General features: G+C 72.1%; 1 protein-coding gene and 1 pseudogene. One reads left to right on the plus strand and one right to left on the minus strand.

Features of this window, described 5'->3' with window-relative positions; genetic code table 11:
• Nucleotides 1-921 (minus strand): hypothetical protein (locus AB0I76_RS27795; RefSeq protein WP_357041464.1); only part of this gene is annotated, 921 nt, incomplete at its 3' end.
• A gap of 169 nt (nucleotides 922-1,090) precedes the next feature.
• Between AB0I76_RS27795 and AB0I76_RS27800 the strand changes: the two are divergent.
• Nucleotides 1,091-2,248: pseudogene (locus tag AB0I76_RS27800) on the plus strand (nicotinate phosphoribosyltransferase); the annotation flags it as partial.
• Nucleotides 2,249-2,363 lie beyond the last annotated feature (115 nt).

Consider the following 2,363-nt stretch of genomic DNA (forward strand, 5'->3'; position numbering starts at 1 on the left):
GCAGCGCAAGGCGCTCGTGGAGTACCTCCGTCGCCGTGACCCCGACTTCACCGCGGTCGCCACCCCCGGTGCCGGCCCGGCGGCCAGGGTGATCGCGTCCGGACGCAGGAGCGGTTGCCCGCGCAGGGCCTGCCAGGTCAGCAGGATCGTGAGTACGCCGTAGGCCACGCCGGCGACCACCAGCAGCCGCACGCGGCTGCGCTCGTCGAGCCGCGTCCCGAGGAACCGGCTCAGGAGGATCGCCAGGATCGGCAGCGCCTGCAGGGCGTGCAGTCCCACGAAGTGCCCGATTCGCAGGTCCCCGCCGGTGGTGCTCCAGCCGACCAGCGGCAGTCCGGGCCCTCCGTCCGGTACGCCCACGCTGTGCGCCCCGCTGATCCCCTCGATTCCCGAAGCCTGCCCGGGCAGCACCATCGGCACCGCCGCCAGCATGCCCAGCAGGGTCAGGCCGAGCCCCAGCCCGACCGCGTACGCGGCGACCCGATCCGCCAGCCGCTGAGACAGCACGACGATCCCGATGACGAGGTGCGCGACGAACAGCACCATGATCGACGCGCCCATGGCCTGCCACAGGACGGCGTTCAGCGCGCTGGTCTCGTTGTAGTGGCTGGTCGTGCCGCGTAGCACCTGCCCGACGATCACCACCATCTCCGCCACCGACATCGCGACGACGACGGTGCCCGCCCACTCCGCGAGCCGGCTGCGCTGCGGCAGGAGGGAGAGCATCCAGGCGAGGGTGGTGCCGTACAGCACGAACGACACGGCGAACTTGAACGGCTTGAGCCAGATCGGTACGCCGGTGAGGACACGCGGATCGGCGACGATGCCGACCGCCGAGACGACGGCGAGCACCGCCATCGCGGAGACGAAGACCATCATGGGGCGGTGCCAGTGTGCCGCCCGGTGCAGCGCGGTAGTCATGTCTGTAGATGCTGGTGAACCGGCACCCGCGTTGCGCCCGACCGCGGGCCCGGGTTGTGGCCGGCGGTCGGAGCGCCGCCTCCTCCCTGGGTAGGAGGCGAATACCTCCCGTTTCGCGCACGCCCGACCGTCGCATCGCACACAGTGGTGGCGTGGTCGAGGAGGAGACATGACGGGGTTGCGGACCGACCTGTACGAGCTGCGGATGGCGGCCAGCTACCTGCGTCACGACATGGTGGAGAGCGCCACGTTCAGCCTGTTCGCCCGCCGTCTCCCGCCACGGCGCGGCTTCCTGGTGGCCGCCGGGCTGGGTGAGGCGCTGGCGTTCCTGGAGGGCTTCAGGTTCGACGACGACGAACTGGACTACCTGCGCGACGTCGTCGGGCTCGACCAACCGGCTCTCGCCGCGCTCGCGCGACTGCGGTTCACCGGCGACGTCTGGGCCGTGCCGGAGGGTCGCGTGGTGTTCGCCGACGAGCCGCTGCTGGAGGTCACCGGGCCGATCGCCGAGGCGCAGCTGGTGGAGACCGGTGTGCTGAACCTGCTCACCTTCCACACCACGGTGGCCAGCAAGGCGGCCCGCTGCCGCCTCGCCGCCGGCGACGCCCAGCTGATCGACTTCGCGTTCCGCCGGACGCACGGGATCGAGGCGGGGGCGGCCGTGGCGCGGGCGTCGGCCATCGCCGGCTTCGTGGCGACCAGCCACGTCGAGGCCGCCCGCCGCTACGGACTGCGGCCGTCCGGAACGATGGCCCACTCGTACGTCGAGGCGTTCGAAGACGAGCGGGCCGCCTTCCGCGCGTTCGCTACGGACTTTCCCACGAACCCCGTGTTCCTCGTCGACACGTACGACACCCCCTCCGGAGTCCGGGCCGCCGTCGACGTCATCACCGAGCTGGGCCTGACCGGGCCGCTCGGCGTCCGGCTCGACTCCGGAGACCTTGCCACGCTTGCCAGGCAGACCCGCGCGATCCTGGACGGTGCCGGGCTGACCCGGGCCCAGATCGTGGTCAGCGGCAGTCTGGACGAGGACGCCATCGCCGCGCTCGTCGAGCAGGGCGCCCCGATCGACGCGTACGGCGTCGGCACCCGGATGGGCGTCTCGTACGACGCGCCATCCCTGGACAGCGCGTACAAACTGGTCGCCTTCGGCGACCGCCCGGTGCTCAAGCTGTCGCCCGGCAAGGCCACCCTGCCCGGTCCCAAGCAGGTCTTCCGCGATCCCCGTGGGGCGAGCGGCGACGTCGTGGGGCTGCGCGACGAGCCGCCACCGGGCGACCGGGAGCCGATGCTCGTGCCGGTCATGCGCGGCGGCCGTCGGCTCGACGACGCCGATCCGGCCGCCGACACCAGCGGCAGGGTGATCCGGCGGAACGTCTGCCACTCGGTGGCGTAGAGGTCCATCGCGGCCTCCTCCAGTCGCCGGTCCATGCCGGCGAGGC

Origin of the sequence: Micromonospora sp. NPDC049799 (assembly GCF_040656655.1) — a bacterium.
In the GTDB taxonomy this organism is placed as follows: domain Bacteria; phylum Actinomycetota; class Actinomycetes; order Mycobacteriales; family Micromonosporaceae; genus Micromonospora.